General features: G+C 51.1%; 17 protein-coding genes. 9 read left to right on the top strand and 8 right to left on the bottom strand.

Going from position 1 to position 21,287, the window contains the following annotated elements; genetic code table 11:
• Positions 1-95: 95 nt before the first annotated feature.
• Entirely contained in the window at positions 96-368 is a 273-nt protein-coding gene (locus CKQ54_RS13790) for a YcgL domain-containing protein (RefSeq protein WP_112290036.1), read from the bottom strand.
• A 136-nt stretch (positions 369-504) separates the two neighbouring features.
• On the opposite strand from CKQ54_RS13790, the gene minC reads away from it, so the two are divergent.
• Genes minC through minE form a run of 3 tightly spaced genes read left to right on the top strand, consistent with a single transcriptional unit; the run spans position 505 to position 2,304 of the window.
• Positions 505-1,194: a septum site-determining protein MinC gene (gene minC / locus CKQ54_RS13785; protein WP_112290035.1), complete on the top strand. Its 690-nt coding sequence runs from the start codon at positions 505-507 to the stop codon at positions 1,192-1,194.
• Positions 1,195-1,218: 24 nt separating this feature from the next.
• Positions 1,219-2,031 carry a septum site-determining protein MinD gene (gene minD / locus CKQ54_RS13780; protein ID WP_013575324.1) on the top strand — a complete coding sequence of 271 codons (813 nt, stop codon included), beginning with the start codon at positions 1,219-1,221 and terminating at the stop codon, positions 2,029-2,031.
• 3 nt (positions 2,032-2,034) lie between these two features.
• Positions 2,035-2,304: a cell division topological specificity factor MinE gene (gene minE, locus CKQ54_RS13775; protein WP_112290033.1), complete on the top strand. Its 270-nt coding sequence runs from the start codon at positions 2,035-2,037 to the stop codon at positions 2,302-2,304.
• Positions 2,305-2,683: 379 nt separating this feature from the next.
• On the opposite strand, the gene rnd is transcribed toward minE, so the two are convergent.
• The 5 genes from rnd to yoaA form a co-directional block, all read right to left on the bottom strand.
• On the bottom strand, positions 2,684-3,805 hold the full coding sequence (rnd, locus tag CKQ54_RS13770) for a ribonuclease D (RefSeq protein ID WP_120162838.1): 1,122 nt from the start codon (positions 3,803-3,805) through the stop codon (positions 2,684-2,686).
• Positions 3,806-3,902: 97 nt separating this feature from the next.
• Positions 3,903-5,600 carry a long-chain-fatty-acid--CoA ligase FadD gene (gene fadD / locus CKQ54_RS13765; RefSeq protein WP_112290029.1) on the bottom strand — a complete coding sequence of 566 codons (1,698 nt, stop codon included), beginning with the start codon at positions 5,598-5,600 and terminating at the stop codon, positions 3,903-3,905.
• A gap of 325 nt (positions 5,601-5,925) precedes the next feature.
• The gene (locus tag CKQ54_RS13760; protein WP_120162837.1) at positions 5,926-6,558 is read right to left on the bottom strand and encodes a Slp family lipoprotein; all 633 of its coding nucleotides are present in this window, start codon (positions 6,556-6,558) and stop codon (positions 5,926-5,928) included.
• A gap of 72 nt (positions 6,559-6,630) precedes the next feature.
• Positions 6,631-7,332: a tRNA (adenosine(37)-N6)-threonylcarbamoyltransferase complex dimerization subunit type 1 TsaB gene (gene tsaB / locus CKQ54_RS13755; protein WP_120162836.1), complete on the bottom strand. Its 702-nt coding sequence runs from the start codon at positions 7,330-7,332 to the stop codon at positions 6,631-6,633.
• Positions 7,333-7,529: 197 nt separating this feature from the next.
• Positions 7,530-9,443 (bottom strand): DNA repair helicase YoaA, encoded by a 1,914-nt coding sequence (gene yoaA / locus CKQ54_RS13750; protein ID WP_120162835.1) that lies wholly within the window; start codon positions 9,441-9,443, stop codon positions 7,530-7,532.
• 142 nt (positions 9,444-9,585) lie between these two features.
• Here yoaA and CKQ54_RS13745 point away from each other — a divergent pair, with 142 nt between their 5' ends.
• On the top strand, positions 9,586-9,930 hold the full coding sequence (locus tag CKQ54_RS13745) for a RidA family protein (protein WP_112290022.1): 345 nt from the start codon (positions 9,586-9,588) through the stop codon (positions 9,928-9,930).
• Between the two features lie 66 nt (positions 9,931-9,996).
• Here the strand turns inward: CKQ54_RS13745 and CKQ54_RS13740 are convergent, their stop codons facing one another.
• A complete protein-coding gene (locus CKQ54_RS13740) occupies positions 9,997-10,638 on the bottom strand; it encodes a bifunctional 4-hydroxy-2-oxoglutarate aldolase/2-dehydro-3-deoxy-phosphogluconate aldolase (protein ID WP_112290021.1) in 642 nt (213 codons plus the stop codon).
• 274 nt (positions 10,639-10,912) lie between these two features.
• Entirely contained in the window at positions 10,913-12,388 is a 1,476-nt protein-coding gene (gene zwf / locus CKQ54_RS13735) for a glucose-6-phosphate dehydrogenase (protein ID WP_112290019.1), read from the bottom strand.
• 408 nt (positions 12,389-12,796) lie between these two features.
• Between zwf and CKQ54_RS13730 the strand changes: the two genes are divergently transcribed.
• From CKQ54_RS13730 to CKQ54_RS13710, 5 genes are all read left to right on the top strand, one after another.
• A complete protein-coding gene (locus tag CKQ54_RS13730; protein WP_112290018.1) occupies positions 12,797-13,666 on the top strand; it encodes a MurR/RpiR family transcriptional regulator in 870 nt (289 codons plus the stop codon).
• A 231-nt stretch (positions 13,667-13,897) separates the two neighbouring features.
• The gene (gene pyk / locus CKQ54_RS13725; protein WP_112290017.1) at positions 13,898-15,340 is read left to right on the top strand and encodes a pyruvate kinase; all 1,443 of its coding nucleotides are present in this window, start codon (positions 13,898-13,900) and stop codon (positions 15,338-15,340) included.
• 628 nt (positions 15,341-15,968) lie between these two features.
• Positions 15,969-17,537 carry a pyridoxal phosphate-dependent decarboxylase family protein gene (locus tag CKQ54_RS13720; RefSeq protein WP_120162834.1) on the top strand — a complete coding sequence of 523 codons (1,569 nt, stop codon included), beginning with the start codon at positions 15,969-15,971 and terminating at the stop codon, positions 17,535-17,537.
• 19 nt (positions 17,538-17,556) lie between these two features.
• Positions 17,557-18,861: a lysine N(6)-hydroxylase/L-ornithine N(5)-oxygenase family protein gene (locus CKQ54_RS13715; protein WP_208644623.1), complete on the top strand. Its 1,305-nt coding sequence runs from the start codon at positions 17,557-17,559 to the stop codon at positions 18,859-18,861.
• A gap of 14 nt (positions 18,862-18,875) precedes the next feature.
• Positions 18,876-21,260: a GNAT family N-acetyltransferase gene (locus CKQ54_RS13710; protein ID WP_120162832.1), complete on the top strand. Its 2,385-nt coding sequence runs from the start codon at positions 18,876-18,878 to the stop codon at positions 21,258-21,260.
• Positions 21,261-21,287 lie beyond the last annotated feature (27 nt).

Genomic DNA, 21,287 nt, shown 5'->3' with positions numbered 1-21,287 from the left:
TGATTCATCGTTCTAAGCTTTGAGCACTACAACGATGAATGCAAGTCATGACGTCCGAAAGTTCGAGGATTGCCGAAACAAATGTCTGGAATGCGTTATTTACTGGCGTCGTTCAGATGAACATTCAATAAACTTTCTACCGGAGGTGGAACCTGCAGATAATAACCCTGCTCTTCAAGAGACTGACGTACTTTGACAATATCCGCAGTGGCGAGTTTTTCACGGTTGGCCAGATTTAGCATCATTGAGAACTGAGGCACGCCAAAACCTTTGAGTAATTCTTCAGGCACACGGGAAAAATCGTCTTTTTTTTCGACATACAGATAAGTCTGGTCACGTTTAGTACTTCTATAGATCACACAAAGCATTTTTTTAACTCTATTTTATTGAAACGGTGGCTTGCCTAGATATAACTGTAACTATAACATGCTTATCGTACATCGGAATATCGCCCCCCGAGTGGTATTCCGGGGATTTAGAGTTGCTGAGACTGAGTCAGGATAGATGTCACAATCGCCAATAGAACTAAAAGGCAGCAGTTTTACCTTATCGGTTGTTCATTTACATAGTTCACAACCAGAGGTTATTTATCAGGCATTACAGGAAAAAGTGGAGCAAGCTCCGGCCTTTTTGAAAAATGCCCCTGTTGTTATCAACGTTGCTTCACTCACAGGTGCAGCAAACTGGAAAGACATTCAACAGGCTGTCGCTTCTGCAGGCTTTCGCGTTGTTGGCATCAGTGGTTGTAAAGACGAAGCGCAAAAACGCGCACTTTCCCGCACCGGTTTACCGCTGCTCAGTGAAGGTCGTGCCCAGCGTATCGCTGCTGAACCACCGGTTCCTGTCGTGCCCGACAATGCCCCGGCCAAGACACGCATTGTCAGTACCCCGGTCAGATCCGGCCAACAAATTTATGCCCGTAACAGCGACCTCATCGTGACCAGCAGTGTCAGCGCAGGTGCGGAACTGATTGCCGATGGCAATATCCACATCTACGGCATGATGCGAGGCAGAGCACTGGCAGGCGCCGCAGGCGATGCAAATTGTCAGATTTTTTGCACGCAATTAGGCGCTGAACTAGTCTCTATCGCAGGGCAATACTGGTTGAGTGATCAAATCCCGGCCGATTATCTCGGTCAGGCAGCACGCCTCAGCCTGATAAATAATGTGTTAACCATACAACCTTTAAACTAAGCCCTTTTGACAAGGAATCCTTTCATGGCACGCATCATAGTTGTTACATCGGGTAAAGGGGGCGTTGGCAAGACCACTTCAAGCGCGGCCATTGCTACCGGTTTAGCTCAAAAAGGCAAAAAGACCGTTGTTATCGATTTCGATATCGGTCTGCGTAATCTCGATTTGATTATGGGCTGTGAGCGCCGGGTGGTTTATGATTTCGTTAACGTGATCCAGGGTGATGCCACGCTGAATCAGGCGCTTATTAAAGATAAACGCACTGAAAACCTGTTTATTCTTCCGGCCTCCCAGACGCGCGATAAAGATGCGCTGACTCGTGAAGGCGTGGAGAAAATCCTGAACGATTTAGCCGAGATGGAATTCGATTTCGTTGTGTGTGACTCCCCGGCGGGTATCGAAACCGGCGCGCTGATGGCATTGTATTTCGCCGACGAAGCCGTGATCACCACGAACCCGGAAGTCTCTTCCGTTCGCGACTCCGACCGTATTCTGGGTATTTTGTCATCAAAATCCCGTCGTGCGGAACAAGGACTGGAGCCTATCAAAGAACATCTGCTTCTTACCCGTTATAACCCGGGCCGTGTCAGCCGTGGTGACATGCTGAGCATGGAAGATGTGCTGGAAATCCTGCGCATTCCACTGATCGGGGTTATCCCTGAAGATCAGTCTGTACTGCGTGCGTCCAACCAGGGCGAGCCGGTCATTCTGGATCAGGAATCCGATGCAGGGAAAGCGTATGACGATACCGTCAGCCGTCTGCTTGGGGAAGAACGTGCATTCCGTTTCATTGAGGAAGAGAAGAAGAGTTTCCTGAAACGCCTTTTTGGGGGATAAACCATGGCATTGTTAGATTTCTTTCTGTCCCGCAAAAAATCGACAGCCAATATAGCCAAGGAACGGCTACAGATCATCGTAGCCGAACGGCGTCGAGGGGATAGTGAACCGTCGTATCTGCCTGAACTGAAACGCGATATTCTCGCGGTCATCTGTAAGTACATTAAGATTGACCCGGAAATGTTACAGGTTCAGTTCGAGCAAAAAGGTGACGATATTTCCGTACTGGAACTTAACGTCACCCTGCCAGAGTCGGAAGAAGCGCCTAAATGACAGCAGTCCATTTAGCCTGTTTACAGGTGCTTTTTTCAGCATAGCGCCCTCTGTTTCCTCAGAGGGCCACTGCCTTTTTCACATTCCTTTCTGTTATTTTTATTTTTCCTTTATATAACCACTGTATATAAACACACCCCGAGAATTCATTTCCCGTCTTTTTCCATTTATTCCTCAAAATTTTGATTAAGACTCATCTCATTCATGCTGGAATTTAATATCCATAGACTGCTTTAAATCGGCATAATTTATGACAATCTGTTATCCGCTAACTTGTTATTCACAGTTGTCTTGTCAGCAAAGAATAAAAAAAGAGCGGGATATTAGCCCGCTCTTTTTTATTCACTCTTGGATTGACTATGCCTTCATAACGAAGGGATCAATAATTGCTCAGAATTTCATTCAGCCTTTCAGCTAACAATTTCCCGCGCCAGCCACTGATTAATTCCGGCTGAGATTCTTTATCTTTTAACTTCCAGTGATGGGTCAGCAGCTGGTTAATCTGACGACGTGACGCCAGTAATTCAACGCTGAGTTTGCTCTCTTCGCTCACAGCCTGGATCAGTGCCTTGATATCTTTGAAGACTTTACGATAACCGGGCTGGTCGATAAGGTTCGAAATCGGTGCCGGCAGTTCAGATTCATCCAGCGCATTGGATTCTTCCACCAGCGCCAGCAGTGTGCGTCCGTGATAGCGGATTTCCGGACCACTCAGGCCCAGCGCTTCCAGTTCGCCCAGTGAGGTCGGCTGATAGCGGGCGACCTGCCACAGATTTTCCTCGCGGACCACAAAGTTAACCGCCAGGTCACGCTGACGCGCCTGATTAAGACGCCAGGCAGCTAACAATTTCAGGCAGCCTAACTGGCGCGGACGCAGCTGGAATGCATTGCCGATTTCCAGATAGGCCAGCTCAGGTTGCAGCACTTCACTGCGACGACGGCAGAGCGCCAGACACTCGTCCAGAGCCGCATCCATCCACCCTGCTTCTTCGGTTTCACGCATCAGTTGATCGGCCAGCGGCAACAGATACCACACGTCAGCAGCAGCATACACACACTGTTTTTCGCTCAGCGGACGGGCAATCCAGTCAGTGCGCGATTCACTTTTATCCAGCTCTACGCCGGTCGTTTCCGCCACCAGACGGGCAAAACCACAGGAAAGCGGACGCCCGCTAAACGCGGCCAGGATCTGCGTATCAATCAGAGGTGAAGGCATAACACCAAAAGCATTCAGAAAAACTTCGAGGTCTTCACTGCCCGCATGGAGGAATTTGATGACATCAGGATTAACCAGCAAATCAATGAAAGGCTGCCATGCGGTGATCGGTAAAGGATCGATAAGGGTGAGCTGTTCGCCGTCAAAAAGCTGGATCAAACCCAGTTGAGGATAATAAGTACGGGTACGAACAAATTCGGTATCCAGCGCAATTTTGCTGTGCGCTTTGGCCTGAAGGCAAACCTGCTCCAGCGCGTCATTGGTGGTGATCAACTGATAATTCAAATCTTAATTCTCTTAATCATTACTACGTTATAACGTGATAACGCCGGACATCGCCGGCGTTAAGAATCTGACAATCACTGAACAAACGTGTGAACCGCTATGCTGCATCCTGCTTCGGATCGACTTTTGGTTTTGCCTGTTCATCGCGAAGTTCCCGTCTGAGGATTTTACCGACATTTGACTTCGGTAATTCATCACGGAACTCAACAATCTTAGGTACTTTGTAACCGGTTAATAACCGGCGACAGTGTGCCAGGAGTTCTTCGCTGGTCAGTGAAGAGTCTTTTTTCACCACGCAAATTTTGACAATTTCACCCGACGACTCATTCGGCACACCAATGGCGGCAACTTCGAGAACTTTGTCGTGTTGTGAAACTACCTCTTCAATTTCGTTAGGGTAAACATTGAAACCGGAAACCAGGATCATGTCTTTTTTACGGTCAACAATCCGTAGGAAGCCCTGCTCGTCCACTGTAACGATATCGCCCGTCGATAACCAGCCATCTTTTAGCACCTCATCGGTTGCCGACGGCCGCTGCCAGTAACCCAGCATGACCTGAGGACCACGTACCCACAACTCGCCCGGCTCGCCCGGCGCAACGTCGTGACCGTTATCATCCACCAGACGTACCTCTGTCGACGGCACTGGCAAACCGATGCTGCCACTGTAATGTTTCAAATCGTACGGGTTTCCGGCCACCAGCGGGGAACACTCCGTCAGACCGTAACCTTCCAGCAAATGTTTACCCGTTAGTTTTTCCCATTTGTCCGCCACAGATTTTTGCACGGACATCCCGCCACCTACAGAAAGACGCAGCGTGGAGAAATCGAGTTCGCGAAAGTCTTCGTTATTGAGCAGCGCATTAAACAGGGTATTTACCCCGCTGATGGCGGTAAACGGATATTTGGCCAGCTCTTTGACCATACCTGATACGTCGCGCGGATTGGTGATAAGCAAGCTCTTACCGCCCAGGTCGAGGAACAGCAGGCAGTTCACCGTCAGGGCAAAGATGTGGTATAGCGGAAGTGCTGTCACCACCAGCTCATGTCCCGGCTGCAATAGGGGTGCGTACGCCGCTTTTGCCTGTTCAAGATTCGCCTGCATGTTTCGGTGCGTCAGCATCGCGCCCTTCGCCACACCGGTAGTTCCGCCGGTATATTGCAGAAATGCCAGGTCGTCATTAATGATGTCGGGTTTGATGTATTGCAGACGACGCCCGCGCTGTAATGCGGTACGGAAGGAGATCGCGTTCGGAAGGTGATATTTTGGCACCAGCCGTTTGATGTATTTCACCACAAAGTTGACCAGCGTGCCTTTCGCGGCAGAAAGCTGATCGCCCATGCGGGTCAGAATGACGTGCTTGACCTGCGTTTTGTACACCACTTTTTCCAGCGTATGGGCAAAGTTGGAGACAATGACAATTGCACTGGCGCCGCTGTCATTCAGCTGATGCTCAAGCTCACGCGGCGTATACAGCGGGTTAACATTAACCACGACCATGCCAGCGCGCAAGACGCCGAACAGCGCAATCGGGTATTGCAATAAATTCGGCATCATCAGTGCAACACGATCGCCCTTCTGCAGACCCAGTTCGTTTTGCAGATAAGCAGCGAAAGCCCGGCTGCGTTCTTCAAGCTTGCGGTAGGTCATCGCCTCGCCCATGTTGATGAATGCCACACTGTCAGCGTAACGCAGCGCGGAATTTTCAAACATTTCGACCAGCGAACTGTAGCGGTCAGGGTCGATGTTCTCAGGAACATCTGCCGGATATCGTTTTAGCCAAACCTTTTCCAAGGTATCACTCCTGAAATCATGTTCTGTTGCCGTCTCTATTCGACGAGTTTTATCACGTCTTTAACAATATTTTAACTCAGCTTACCAGTTGCGTTTCAAACAATGTCGAGGTTGAGAGGCGGGTCACTTTTTCTGCGCCCTTGCTTTGCCAAACCATCCATGGCTTAAAAGAAAAAGGCGGCAATTAAGCCGCCTTAACAACTACAACAACTACTGCTGTTACTGCTTTGATGGCGGCGGCACGGGATGTGCCGGAGCCGGTTTCATTGCCGCCGGTGGGTGCCCGCCAGAATGTGGCGGTGGTGATCCATGCGGCGACGGAGGTCTATTCGGTGACGACGCTTTCGACCCGTGCGGGTGCCGTGTTATACCAACCGGGCCCCCAGCCGGGTCCAAACCCGCGCCCCCATGAATCATAAGGGCCGCCGTAGCCATAACCCCACGGACCAATCGGCTGCGGAGGCATTACAACCTGTTGCTGTATACGCCAGCGTTTATAGCTGTTGACGTTAACGGTGACAAAGTCATAGGAAGTCTGGCCAATTTTGCCTTTCTCCACACCGGCAATCGGCCCGACGACTGTCACCAGCTGATTGCGATAATCGACAGGATCCACAAAGCCGTTGATGTAAGCCATGATCCGCCCGCGCGACGCTGCGCCTAAGACCGGCCTTGCGCCTTCATCGAGCGGTACCGTGGCAATTTCCAGGCGGGTTTTGTTTTGCAAATTGGTCACAGAGACCACTTTGCCGCCAAAACGCGACTCCTGACCGACATAAAGACCCGGTGCGCCCTGCACTGCCTGTAAATTCATCTGCGGGGTGGCCGTGGTACCGCGAATTTCATCCGGCACCGTGACACAACCCGATAACACCAAAGCACTCAGTGCAACCGCACTCAGCGCCATTTTTTTACCCGTTTCACCCGATAACTGCTGAATTACAGACCACTTACGCATTGCGATGACTCCTGTGCAAACTCTTCATTTTGACCATTTTTCAGAGCACAAGTTGCCTGACTTTACCGTCATTTACCGTCCTGGCAGCTTTTTCCACGTCACTTCATTGCGCAGATAAGTGGGTTCGGCCTCTTCCGGATTAACACGGATGCCATTTTCCCAGAGCTGGAGTGCCAGCGGCAGCATATCTTCCGCATGAGGCAGTAACATTTTGCCATCAAATAATTCAGCGACCGGAGATTCACCCAACAGATGAGGATAAGTCTCCCAACCGGTTCCCACCGTCGCAAAACGGCCAGATAATTCAGCGGCGCGCGCCAGAAGTTGTTCTGGTTTGATGACCTTCTCGGTCTCTTCACCACTCCAGACGCCCTGCGCATTGCGGCTGAATTCACCCCAGTAGACTTCACCCATGCGGGCATCAATGGCTGCGAGAACGTTATCAGCACCGGTCAGGCGATACGCGCCCTGCGCCATCGTCTGTAACGTAGACACTGGCAGCAAAGGCAATTCCGCGCCCAGCGACAATCCCTGAGCCATACCAATGCCGATACGCACGCCGGTAAAACTGCCCGGTCCGCGACCAAAAGCCAGCGCGTCGAGCTGAGTCAGGGAAAGTCCTGCTTCGGCGAGAATTTGCTGAACCATCGGCAAAATGCGCTGCGTGTGCTCGCGGGCACACAGTTCAAAATGAGCGAGCGTTTCGCCCTGATTATAAAGCGCAACCGAACAGGCTTCTGTCGCCGTATCAATTGCTAAAATTCGCGTGGACATGCCAGACCTCAGGCGGGGAAATTAATAAGTTGTACCCTATATACTTCGGGTTGCAGAAAGGCGACAAACTCGAGCATCCCACGGAACTTAGATAACTAAGTGACTGGGGTGATTGAGCGCAGTCAACGCATCTGCAATTTGAAATATGACGGGTATAAGAGCCTTTTTCGGGGCGGCATCTTAGCATAAACAAAGGGCTATTTCTGCTCTTCGACATCCTGTAAAAAGCGGATCGCTTGTGCCAGGTCACGCGTGCGCGGGGTTGGCGGCAAACTATTAAGGAAAACTTCGCCATAAGGACGCATCACCAGCCGGTTATCGCAAATCACCATAACACCCCGGTCAGAGGTATCACGGATCAAACGCCCGACGCCCTGTTTCAGCGTAATGACCGCATCAGGTAATTGTACGTCATTGAACGGGTCTCCGCCGCGCAAGCGACAGTCTTCAATACGGGCTTTGAGCAGCGGATCGTCAGGTGACGTGAACGGCAGTTTATCGATGATGACGCAAGACAGCGCATCGCCCCGCACATCCACGCCTTCCCAAAAACTGCTGGTCGCCACCAGCAAGGCGTTACCTGCTTCGACAAACTGCGCGAGAAGCTGGCCTTTACTGGTTTCGCCCTGCAATAAAACCGGCAACGTCAGGCTGGCCCTGAATTCCTCAGCCAGTTCGCGCATCATTTTGTGTGACGTACACAGGAAGAAGCAGCGGCCTTTGTTGGCTTCAATCAGCGGACGCAACATACGCGCCAGCTGCTTCGAACTGCCGTTGACATTCGATTCAGGCAGAAAACGCGGCACGCATAACAGCGCCTGTTTGGCGTAATCAAACGGACTTGGCAGCAGTAATGTTTCTGCCTCATCCAGCCCGAGACGTTCGGTAAAATGATGCAGCTGATCGTTCACCGAAAGCGTGGCAGAAGTGAAAATCCACGCGCCGGGTTTCTCTTTCATCATTTCGCTGAATTTATCGGTTACCGACAACGGTGTCAGCGCCAGCACGAAATGGCGTGAGTTACATTCATACCAGTAACTGTAGCCGGGAATGGACACATCCTTCAGACGTTTCAGGCGATTGCGGTAAAGCGTGGCGCGTTCGAAAGCAGCATCGAGCAGCGCAGAACGCCCGAGCGACAATTTCACCACGTCATAGCAAAGTTCCAGCGCGTCATCGAGTAATAACAGCGCACGCTGGATAGCGGGCTGGTTAAGCACATCGCGCAGATTACCTCGAAAACCCGGCTCGCCGAGCGCCAGACGAAAATCCATCGTGCTCTGGCTCAGACGATCAGCACTTTTTTGTAACTGCACGGAATCACGGACTTCCGTGCGGTAAGCGATCGTGATGTCTTTCGCCATATCCAGCAGCTGACGGCTGGTCACCTGCTGCCCAAAATACTGGCTGGCGATATCAGGGATCTGATGGGCTTCGTCGAAAATCATGACATCCGCTTCGGGAATAAGCTCACCAAAGCCGCTCTCTTTCACCACCATATCCGCCATAAACAGGTGATGGTTAACCACCACCACATCGGCGTCCATAGCCTTACGGCGGGCCTTTACGACAAAGCATTCTTTATACAGCGGACAGTCACTGCCGAGGCAATTGTCGTTGGTGCTGGTCACCAGTGGCCAGACAAAACTGTCTTCCGGCACCACGTTGCAGGTGCTGATATCGCCTTCTTCCGTGCTGCTCGACCAGTGACGCAGATGTGCCAGTTCGCTGAGCGCCTGGCTGGCGAGATCGCCGCCGGAGAGTGATTGCTGTTCCAGACGTTCCAGGCACAAATAGTTTGATCGCCCTTTCAGCAGCGCCAGACGACCTTTGAAATTCAGTGCGCTGGCGACTTTAGGCAAATCGCGGGAATACAGCTGATCCTGTAAGTTTTTCGAACCAGTGGAGATAATGACTTTTTTGCCGGAACGCAGTGCCGGAGCAAGATACGCATAAGTTTTACCGGTACCTGTACCGGCTTCGACCACCAGCCCCTGCTTACCGGTGATGGCTTTGCTGACAGCCTGCGCCATCAGACGCTGAGGTTCACGCGGTTTAAAACCTTCAATTTTCTGCGCCAGTGCGCCGTCTGTTGCGAAATCGTCTGTCACTCTGTCTCTCTACCTGTACGGATCAGCAGTGATTATGCCAATCCCTTGGCTTCACTACCACCGTCATCTGCCAATCCAACGCATTCATCCTTTGTGATACCCTTAGCGCCATCATAAGTATGTGACTAACCGGAGTTAAAAAATGACCATCGAACGTATTCGCCCTGAGCCACGGATGTCCGACATCGTTATCCATAACGACACCATTTATTACACCGCGGTACCGGAAAATCTGGACGCGAATGCGAAAGATCAAACGGCGGAAACGCTGGCGATTATCGACGCAGCGCTGACTGAAGCGGGCTCAGACAAAAGCAAAATTCTGGATGCCACGCTGTTTCTGGTGAATAAAGAAGATTTCCCGGCCATGAACGAAGCCTGGGACGCGTGGGTATCGCCGGGCAATGCACCCGTACGTTGCACCGTGCAGGCCAACCTGATGAATCCGAAATACAAAATTGAAATCAAGATTATCGCTGCACGTTAATCACTGATTTTCGGACATAAAAAAACCTCCCGCGGGAGGTTTTTTTATTATCAGCGTAATGCTTTATTACGCTTTTGCACCCGCTACAGCTTCTTTAGCGAGTTCGGTGATTCGTGCATAATCACCGCTTTCCAGTGCATCAGCCGGCACCAGCCACGATCCACCGATACACAACACGCTTTTCAGCGCCAGATAATCACGGTAGTTCGCCGGTGAAATACCGCCAGTCGGGCAGAAACGCACCTGCGGGAATGGCCCTGCGATAGCCTGCAACGCTTTCACGCCGCCGTTAGCTTCCGCCGGGAAGAATTTAAATTCACGCAGACCAGCATCCAGACCCATCATCAGTTCTGAAACAGTGCAGATACCCGGGATCAGCGGGATTGAACCGGCATTCGCAGCCTTAAGCAATGCATCGGTCAGACCCGGGCTAATCGCGAACTGCGCACCGGCTTCGGTCACTTCGGCCAGTTGTTCAGGATTGAGCACAGTCCCTGCGCCAATAATGGCTTCCGGCACTTCTTTGGCAATCGCACGGATCGCATCCATCGCACACGGGGTACGTAAGGTGACTTCCAGAACGCGCACGCCACCGGCAACCAGCGCTTTGGCCAGCGGAACGGCATGTTCCAGTTTATTGATAACAATCACAGGAACGACCGGCCCTGAGGTCAGAATTTGTTCCGCGCTTGTTTTCCAGTTTTTCATCTTGCTCTCCATTCATGCCCGCAGGCACCGTTGTGATTGATGGCGCGCCCCTGCCACAGGGACCAGTGATTTTTTCACAACGAAAAAATCACTGGAAACCGACCACACCCGATTGGACGATACTACCCTCCCCGTCATGTCTGAAGCCGCTGCGGCGTTGGCTACATTTGTTCACCCGAATCACTGACTCATGTCAGCTCATCGGGACTCACTCACTTGCCGCCTTGCTGCAACCTCAAACATTTTGGGGAGTAATGACTCAATAAATTATTCGTTATTCGAACTCATTCCAGGAACGGCCGTCGCGGGTAATCATCGCCACAGAAGCCACAGGCCCCCATGTCCCGGACTGATACGGTTTTGGTGCTTCGCTTTCTGCAGCCCATGCGTTCATGATGGAGTCGACCCATTTCCAGGCTTCTTCCACTTCGTCACGACGCACGAACAGCGCCTGGATGCCACGCATGGTTTCCAGCAGCAGACGCTCGTAAGCATCTGCAATATGTTGCTCATTGAAGGTTTCAGTGAAGCTCAGATCCAGCTTGGTAGTTTGCAGACGGTGTTTGTGCTCCAGACCCGGTACTTTGTTCAGTACTTCGATCTCGATACCTTCATCCGGTTGCAGACGAATCGTCAGTTTGTTCTGCGGCAGCTGCTGGTACGAATCACGGAACAGGTTCAGTGCCGGGCTCTTGAAATACACCACAACTTCTGAACATTTGGTCGGCAGACGTTTACCGGTACGCAGGTAGAACGGCACGCCCGCCCACTGCCAGTTATCGATATCCACGCGGATAGACACGAACGTTTCGGTGCTGCTGGTTTTCTTCGCGCCTTCTTCTTCAAGATAGCCAGGGACTTTCTTGCCCTGCACGAAGCCGGCAGTGTACTGACCGCGTACGGTGTTTTCACGTACGTTAGACTGATCGATACGGCGCAGTGAGCGCAGTACTTTCACTTTCTCATCACGGATACGGTCGGTACTCAGATCAGCCGGTGGAGACATGGCGATCATGGTCAGAATTTGCAGCAAGTGGTTCTGGATCATGTCACGCATCTGACCCGCATCATCGAAGTAACCCCAGCGGCCTTCGATACCCACTTCTTCAGCAACGGTGATCTGCACATGATCGATAGTGCGGTTATCCCAGTTGCTGGCGAACAGGTTATTGGCGAAACGCAGTGCCAGCAGGTTCAGTACCGTTTCTTTACCCAGATAATGGTCGATACGATAAACCTGAGATTCTGCGAAATATTCGGCAACCTGATCGTTAATCACCTGAGACGACTCCAGCGAGTGGCCGAGAGGTTTTTCCATCACGACGCGCGCAGGCTCTTTGTTCAGCCCGGCTTCGCCCAGACCGCGGCAAATAGCCCCGAAGTGGCTTGGCGCAATCGCAAAGTAGTTAATGGTGGCACGATTTTTCTGGTCGAGCATCTTGCCCAACACTTTGAAATGCTTCAGATCATTGACATCAAGGTTACAGAAATCAAGACGGGCACTGAGTTTGTCCCACAGTTCCGGATCAATTTTTTCTTTCATGAAGGTGGTCAGTGCTTCTTTAACCACTTCGGTATAGGCCGCTTTGTCCCATTCCGCACGTCCGACACCGATAATGCGGGTATCCGGGTGAATGTGACCCGCTTTCTCTAACTGATACAGGGAAGGCAACAGCTTACGGCGCGCAAGATCGCCTTTCGCACCGAAAATTACCAGATCACAAGCCTGGGCTGTCTGAGTTACCGCCATGTTCTTCTCCTCAATGCAGGAATACCTGACATATTTCTGGTTGCTTCGCCGGAGCTGCAACTCGAATTATCCCGGGTACATATTGTAATTTTATTTCAGCAACAATGTACTCTGATTGCCCGTGAGCCGTAAACCATGATCTGACAAGGTAATAACTCTGCGGAAAACCTTATTTTTATCATAAGTCTCTCAGGTGCTGTTAAAACCCACAACATCCTGTAATTTTATGACAAAACTGAACAGAATTTACCATACTGAAAGTTAGATCTCGGTCAAACTCTGACAAAAAAAGCCGTAAATTCGCCTGGCTGACGCTGCCAACGGCATTAAGCGCGTAGTATATTTTCATCAAATCAGTCCGATTTCCTCTTTTCAAAGAAATCGTTGAAACCTATGAGTGGCATGCTTATGAATACGTTGGAAAAAATCCAGACTCACCTTGACATTCTGAGCAAGTCAGAACGCAAAGTTGCTGAAGTTATCCTGGCATCGCCGCATGTTGCTATTCACTCCAGTATTGCCACCCTCGCCCGCATGGCCGACGTCAGTGAACCTACTGTAAACCGTTTTTGCCGTCGTCTCGACACAAAAGGGTTTCCGGATTTTAAACTGCATCTGGCACAAAGTCTGGCAAATGGTACACCTTATGTGAACCGTAACGTGGATGAAAGCGACAGCGTCAGCGCTTACACCAGTAAAATTTTCGAGTCCGCCATGGCCAGCCTTGACCAGGTGAAGAATACCCTGGATATCGCCGCCATCAATCGTGCCGTCGATTTACTCACACAGGCTAAGAAAATTTCCTTCTTTGGCCTGGGCGCTTCCGCCGCGGTCGCCCATGATGCCATGAACAAGTTTTTCCGCTTTAACATTCCCGTGGTTTACTTCGACGATATCGTCATGCAGCGGATGAGTTGTATGAACTCCAGCGAAGGCGACGTGGTGGTACTGATTTCGCACACCGGACGCACCAAAAATCTGGTCGAACTTGCCCAACTCGCCCGTGAAAACGATGCCACGGTGATTGCGATCACTTCTTTTAATACACCTCTGGCCCATGAAGCGACGCTGGCTTTGTTACTGGATGTTCCCGAAGACACCGACGTTTATATGCCGATGGTTTCGCGAATTGCCCAGCTCACGTTGATCGACGTGCTGGCAACCGGTTTTACTCTGCGCCGTGGCGCAAAATTCAGAGATAACCTGAAGCGGGTCAAAGAAGCGTTGAAAGAATCGCGCTTTGATAAAGGGACAGTCGTCCCGACCCTGCATGAGTGAGCGTGTTCAACAGGCAAAGGCATAAATCATTCAACAAACGAATGAATAAAGCACCATTGATTTAATAGGGAGTCTGGCCGGAAATCTTCGCGCAACGTGCGCAAGACGAAAGCCAGACATAAGGCCAGCGGGTCACACAGGTGAAACTCTTTTGTATTACAATTACACCTCCGGCAAAGTGGACTCGTTGTTTTTTGCATTACCATGTTTCATCAGTTAACGGAGTTAGGCATGTCCAGAAGGCTCAGAAGAACGAAGATCGTTACCACCCTCGGTCCGGCAACTGACCGCGACAATAATCTTGAGAAGATCATTGCAGCGGGCGCAAACGTTGTACGTATGAATTTCTCTCACGGAACTGCTGAAGATCACATCCTTCGCGCTAACAAAGTGCGTGAAATCGCCGCCCGCCTTGGCCGCCATGTCGCCATTCTCGGTGACCTGCAAGGTCCTAAAATCCGCGTTTCTACCTTTAAAGAAGGCAAAGTCTTCCTCAATATTGGCGACAAATTCCTGCTCGATGCCAACATGAGCAAAGGTGAAGGCGATAAAGAAAAAGTCGGTATCGACTATAAAGGTCTGCCTGCTGACGTCGTACCGGGCGACATCCTGTTGCTCGATGATGGTCGCGTGCAGCTCAAAGTGCTCGAAGTTCAGGGCATGAAAGTGTTTACCGAAGTCACCGTTGGTGGCCCGTTGTCTAACAACAAAGGCATCAACAAACTGGGCGGTGGTCTTTCTGCTGAAGCCCTGACTGAAAAAGATAAAGCAGACATTATTACTGCGGCCAAAATGGACGTAGATTATCTGGCAGTTTCATTCCCACGCACCGGCGAAGATCTTAACTATGCGCGCCGTCTGGCCCGTGATGCAGGCTGTAACGCGCAGATCGTGTCTAAAGTTGAACGCGCTGAAGCCGTTGCCACCGACGCCGCAATGGACGACATCATTCTGGCTTCCGACGTAGTGATGGTCGCCCGTGGCGATCTGGGTGTGGAAATTGGTGACCCTGAACTGGTCGGTATCCAGAAGAAACTGATCCGCCGTGCCCGTCAGCTGAACCGTGCAGTGATCACTGCGACTCAGATGATGGAATCGATGATCACCAACCCGATGCCAACCCGTGCTGAAGTGATGGACGTGGCGAACGCCGTACTCGATGGCACCGATGCGGTCATGCTTTCAGCAGAAACCGCCGCAGGTCAGTATCCGTCAGAAACGGTTGCGGCAATGGCACGCGTTTGTCTGGGTGCTGAGAAAATCCCAAGCATTAACGTATCCAAACACCGTCTGGACGTGGAATTCGATAACATCGAAGAAGCCATTGCGATGTCAGCGATGTATGCGGCCAACCACCTGAAAGGGGTGACGGCGATCATTTCCATGACGGAATCGGGCCGTACTGCTCTGATGTTGTCCCGTATCAGTTCTGGCCTGCCAATCTTTGCCATGTCCCGTCATGAGCACACCCTGAATCTGACTGCCATTTACCGTGGCGTTACGCCGGTCTTCTTCGACAGCGTGAACGACGGCGTAGCGGCGGCTCAGGACGCGGTAAATCTGCTGCGTGATAAAGGTTATCTGTTGTCAGGTGATCTGGTGATTATCACGCAGGGCGACGTCATGAGCACCATCGGTACCACCAATACCAGCCGTGTGCTGCGTGTTGATTAAACTCAATATGTAATTAAATATGTATTAAGGGCCGATCATTATGATCGGCCTTTTTATTTTCTCTTCTGTATGATTTTCCCCTGAAACAGCCTGGTTACTTACCCGTCTTAATTTGATCATTATTTTGCCATCTGGGCGAAATAATTTGCTGCCCTGCTCTGACAAAAAATTTTTTAAACGAAATAGGCCCTCATTTAGTGTGTATTAATATAACTTTTTATATTGATAGAAACGGTTATTTGCGCGCATAAACGAATAACAAATACAGAATGCTCCCATGTGAACAAATCTTTTTATGACCAAATCGACTGATAAATGTGACTTGCATCACATTAAACAAGCTTAACTGAAGCAATCATCCAAATGTTCAATGCCGTAGTTGAATGATAATGATTTGCATTTATAATGATTCTCATTCGTTAAAACCTTGTATAAGTCCGCACTAAGGAAATCAAACAAGACGTAAACGCTGTTATTTGCGATAAGAAAACAGATAAAACTACACACCTGACAGGCGTGGCCTTAAGCCCTGCCTGCTAATACACACGTTCACTGAAATCTCCTGACTTTACCGGGTGGCCTCCCCTTGCCCGTAGTAAAGGGAACGGAAAAACAGAAAGGGTCCAAGATGAGCCAGATAAATAATTGGGAAATAATGCAGGACAGCACCAAAGACCTCGTCATCACTCAGGCTAAAATAAGTGAAAATAAGGGTTATATATTCAATCAAAATAGCACGCCGGAATGGCAGGCCCAGATTGAACAAGGGATTGAATTAATTAAATCTCACATTAACCACACGGAAAAACCTTTTTCCGGTGTATCTCCCGCTGAATTAGCAGAACAATTTCGACATATTGATCTGACCAAACCCCTTGCAGGAACACGTCTGGCCCTGGAAGAACTGGATGATTTATATCTTCAGCACGCGGTTTATTTTCATCACCCGAAATACCTCGCACATCTGAACTGTCCGACGGTGATTCCGTCCCAGCTGGCAGAGCTTTTTATCAGCGCGATTAACTCCTCCGTAGACACCTGGGACCAAAGCGCAGGTGGCACGTTAATCGAGCAAAAAGTCATCGACTGGACTCTCGCCCGTATAGGTTTTGGCGCACAGTCCGACGGTATTTTCACCAGCGGCGGTACGCAATCCAACCTGATGGCGATGCTGCTGGCGCGTGACAGTCACTGCAAACGTACCCGTCCGCAACACAGCATTAAATATCAAGGTCTGCCGCCGGAAGCTAACCGCTGGCGTATTTTCAGTTCTCAGGTCAGCCATTTCAGCATTCAGAAATCCGCTGCCCTGCTCGGCCTGGGTTATGACGCCGTGGTGCCGGTGGCTTGTGACAGCGCATTCCGTATGGACATAAACGCGCTTAAAGCCGAAATCGAGCGCTGCCACGCAGAAGGGCTGATCCCGATCGCCGTGGTGGCCACTGCCGGGACCACCGACTTTGGCAGTATCGACCCGCTGAATGAAATTGCTGAAATCTGCTGCAAAGAAAAAATCTGGATGCATGCCGACGCCGCTTACGGTTGCGGATTACTGGTATCGCCTCAGCATCGTCAGCGCATCGAAGGCATTCATCTGGCGGATTCCGTCACCGTGGATTATCACAAATCCTTCTTCCAGCCGGTCAGCTGCAGCGCGTTCCTGGTTAACGATCACAGCCATCTGGAGCATGTTACTCACCACGCCGAATACCTGAATCCGTTGAGTGCAAAACTCGAAGGCACACCGAACCTGGTCAACAAAAGTATTCAGACCACCAAACGTTTTGATGCCCTCAAAATGTGGCTGACGCTGCGCATCATGGGCCAGCAGGCGCTGGGTGAATCCTTTGATGTGCTGCTGGAACGCGCCACTGAAACCCATCAGATGATGGAACAGAACCCGAACATTGAAGTGCTGCATAAACCGGAGATCAGCACGCTGGTGTTCCGTTTCGTGCCGCGTATGTCCATGAATCATGAGCAGATTGACGCGATTAATGCCGGTATCCGTAAAGCGATTTTCCGCGACGGCAGCGCCGTGATTGCCGGTACCAAAGTGCATGACCGTCAGTATCTGAAATTCACCTTGCTGAACCCGACCACCACCACGGAAGACGTTGCCGATGTGCTCAGTCTGATCACGCATTACGGCAAAGAACTGACTGCCACTGCGCTGAGCGCCGCCAAAAACCGGTAAAAGGAGCCGCACCATGAATATGAATTCAACCGAACAAATGTATGATTTTATCGCCGTGGGCATCGGCCCGTTTAACCTCGGCCTGGCCTGTCTGACTGAACCCGTGAAAGAGCTGAAAGGTCTGTTTTTAGATCAGAATGACAGCTTCGACTGGCACACTGGCATGATGCTGGAAAGTGCGCATTTGCAGACGCCGTTTATGGCCGACCTGGTCACGCTCGCCGATCCGACCAGTCCTTACAGCTTTCTGAATTACCTGAAACTGCAGGGAAAACTCTACTCATTCTACATCCGTGAAGATTTCTTCATGATGCGCAAAGAGTTCAACCAGTATTGCCAGTGGGCGTGCAGCCAGCTAACCAGCCTGCAATTTTCCACACGTGTGGAACTGGTGACCTGGGACGCAACGCGCGAATGCTATCTGGTTCAGACGCGCTCGACCAAAAGCAACGAGAATCAGATTTACCGCACTAAACGACTGGTGCTGGGCACCGGCCCGTCGCCGTGGATGCCAGCCTGCGCCCGTGATGCGGGCAACAACGTGCATCACTCTTCGGCCTATCTGCCGAACAAAGAACAGGTACAGAATTCCAAATCCATCACCGTCGTCGGCAGCGGTCAGAGCGCAGCGGAAATTTACTATGACCTGCTCTCTGATATCGATAAGCATGATTACCATCTGACATGGGTGACCCGTGCACCGCGTTTCTATCCACTCGAATACAGCAAACTGACGCTGGAAATGACCTCGCCGGAATACATCGACTATTTCCACGATTTACCGATGGCCAAACGCGATCAGCTCAACCGTGAACAGAAGTGCCTGTATAAAGGCATAAATATCAGTCTGATCAACGATATCTACGATCTGATGTACATCAAGCGCCTCGACGGCCCGCTGAACGTTGATTTGTACACCCATTCAGAACTGACATCGCTGACCCGCAACCGCCATGGTGAACTGGAGATGAACCTGCTGCACCACGAACAGCAGCAGGAATACCGGCACCGCACGGAGTCAGTGATCCTCGCCACCGGATACGGCTATCAGCCGCCGCAGTTTGTCGAAGGCATTTACAACCGCATTCAGTGGGATGATGCCGGTCGTTACGCCGTCAACCGCAATTACAGTATTGATGCCCATAACCAGATTTTCGTACAAAACGCCGAGCTGCATACCCACGGTTTCGTCACACCGGATCTGGGCATGGCATGCTACCGCAACAGTACGATTATCCGCGAAATGCTGGGGCGCGAAGTGTATCCGGTGGAGAAATCCATCGCCTTCCAGACCTTTTGCACCCGTAACCTTGCCGGAAACTAACGGAGAATTTACCGATGACTGATGCTATTCCCAGTTCCGTATTTTCCTGCCAGCGTGCCGCAGGAAAACTGTCCTTTCGCCCTCTTGCGCTGGAAAAAGATGCCGCCATTTTGCATGGCTGGATGATTCAGCCCTACGCGCATTTTTGGGGGATGCAAAACAGTACCGTCGCCGAAGTGGATGCGTTTTACCGCGACCTGACAGCGGGAAACCCACGAGCCGCGCTGATGGGTGAAATCGACGGCCAGCCGCAGTTCCTGATTGAATGCTATCCGGTTCAGGACGATCCGCTGCGTGAACATTACGACGTTCAGCCCGGCGATATGGGCATGCATATCCTGCTTTCTCCCGCTGACAAACCTGTCGCGGGTTTCAGCTGGCAGGTATTTTCCGCAGTCATGGAATACCTGTTCAGCCAGCCGGACGTAAAACGCGTGGTGGTCGAACCCGATGTGCGCAACGAGAAAATTCACAAGCTGAACAAGCGCGCCGGTTTCCGTTATCAGAAACAAGTTCAGCTGACACACAAAACGGCATGGCTGGCATTTTGCCAGCGTGAAGATTTTATTCAGGCCAGCAAGAAGGAAAAAAACAGTATGACGCCATCCACTATGCAAACAGGCCAGCATCTGCAACCTGAAGTCTGGGCAAAAGCCAATGCCCTGCTGCTGCGCAAATGTTTGTCCGAACTCACGCACGAGCGCCTGCTCGCCCCGCAGGCATTGGAAACTACCGGCACCTGGACGGACTATCAGCTGGCAGTACCGGCCTCGGAAATCGAATACCGTTTCCGCGCGCGCCAGTTGCCGTTAAATGACTGGATGATTGATCTCGACAGCATTCAGCGCCTGGATAATCTCAGTCCGCAGCCGCTGGATGCCGTGAAATTCATCATTGAATTCGCTGAACAAATCGGCATTTCTCAAGCCATGCTGCCGACCTATCTGGAAGAAATCAGCAGTACGCTTTACAGCAGCGCCTACAAACTGGTGAATAACCACACGACGGCAAAACAGCTGTCAGAAGCCGATTTCCAGACCGTTGAAACCAGCATGACCGAAGGCCATCCGAGCTTCATCGCCAACAACGGTCGCATCGGTTTTGATGCCGGTGATTATGTGCGTTACGCGCCGGAAGCAGCCAATCCGCTGCAACTGGTCTGGGTAGCGGTTCACCATGACAAAGCACATTTCGCCAGTGTTGAAGGTTTGCCGTATGAAAAACTGATCGCCGAGGAACTGGGCGACGCGCAGATTTGTACCTTCACGCAGAAGCTGGTCGATATGGGCGTGGATCCGAAAAATTACTATTTCATGCCTGTTCATCCGTGGCAGTGGCAGAATAAATTGCTGACCGTTTTCGCCCCGGATATTGCCCGTCAGTTCCTGATTTATCTCGGTGAAGGCAATGATGAATATCTGGCACAGCAGTCAATCCGCACCTTCTATAACGCCAGTCGTCCCAAAGCGCGATACGTCAAAACCGCTCTGTCGATTCTGAATATGGGCTTTATGCGCGGGCTGTCGCCGTATTACATGGCGACCACGCCGGGCATAAACGAATGGCTGGCGGAACTGGTGGAAAACGATTCCTATCTGCAATCCACCGGTTTCAGCATTTTGCAGGAAGTCGCTTCTATTGGTTATCACAATCATTACTTCGAAGAAGCGATTAAAGGCGACAGCGCGTACAAGAAAATGTTTGCCGCCTTGTGGCGTGAAAATCCGGTTGCGCAGTTAAAGCCGAATCAGCGACTGATGACCATGGCCGCCCTGCTTCACACCGACAAACATGGCGATGCGCTGATTGTCGAGATGATCAAATCCTCCGGCCTGGCGACCGGTGACTGGCTGAAACGCTATATGCACGCCTACCTCAGCCCGCTGCTGCACTGTTTCTATCAGTACGATCTGGTGTTCATGCCGCACGGCGAAAACCTGATCCTGCGTTTTGAAAACAATATTCCGGTGAATGCTTTCATGAAGGATATCGCCGAAGAAATTGCGGTAATGAATCCCGAAGCTAACCTGCCGGAGAAAGCCAAACGTCTGGCCGTCGATGTGCCGGAAGACCTGAAAATTTTGTCGATCTTCACCGACGTCTTTGCCGGCGTATTCCGCTTCATCGCCCGTATTCTGGAAGAGAACGGCAATTATCCGGCCGGTCAGTTCTGGCAGGTGGTGGCGGAAGTGGTGCGTGATTACCAGATTCAGTATCCGGAACTGGCCGGGAAATTTGCGCGCTATGACATGTTTGACGCCGAGTTCACGCACTCGTGCCTGAACCGTCTGCAACTGGCGAATAACCAGCAGATGATCAACCTGTCAGATCCGGCGCAGAATCTGAAATTCGCCGGTACGCTGGAAAACCCGATTGCGGCGTACGCTAACCGCTACTGAGCAACACTTTAAAGTGATGAAGCTTTA

Source organism: Rahnella variigena, from assembly GCF_003610915.1.
Classification (GTDB): Bacteria; Pseudomonadota; Gammaproteobacteria; order Enterobacterales; family Enterobacteriaceae; genus Rahnella; species Rahnella variigena.
Note: the sequence above shows the minus strand (reverse complement) of the source record. Positions and strands in the feature narration are given on the sequence as shown.